Here is a 474-nt window from a genome sequence, read left to right on the forward strand (position 1 = left end):
TCGGGGTCAGCTGCTCGAATTTGCCACCGGTGGTCCCGGTGATGGTGGTGCTGACGGTGCTGCCGTTCTGATAAACGTCATTGGCCGGGGTGTCGACGTTCACGGAGCCGGTGGTTTTGCCGGCTTCGATGGTGATGGTCGAGCCGTTGGACAGGGTGACAGTGACCGGCGTTTGAGCAGGATTGGTCAGGGTCGCGGTGTAGGTGATCTGGCCGCCTTCGGTGACTGTAGATCCCGCCGTCAGTGTGACGGTGGTGGTGTCCGGCGAGTCGGTAATGGTGGTCACGGCCGGAGCCGGGTTTGGCACCAGGTTCTCGAAGTTGCCGCCGGTGGCGCCAGTGATCGTGGTGCTAACGGTGCTGCCGTTCTGATAAACGTCATTGGCCGGGGTGTCGACGTTCACGGAGCCGGTGGTTTTGCCAGCGTCGATGGTGATGATCGAGCCGTTGGACAACGTGATGGTGACCGGCGTCT

Annotated in this window: 1 protein-coding gene; it reads right to left on the minus strand. The window is 62.0% G+C overall.

Annotated features, from left to right (window positions below):
• The coding region (locus tag E3W21_RS31725; protein ID WP_256661549.1) for an immunoglobulin-like domain-containing protein at positions 1-474 on the minus strand (474 nt) is incomplete at both ends.

Source organism: Pseudomonas sp. F01002 (assembly GCF_004402115.1).
Taxonomy (GTDB): domain Bacteria; phylum Pseudomonadota; class Gammaproteobacteria; order Pseudomonadales; family Pseudomonadaceae; genus Aquipseudomonas; species Aquipseudomonas frigoris.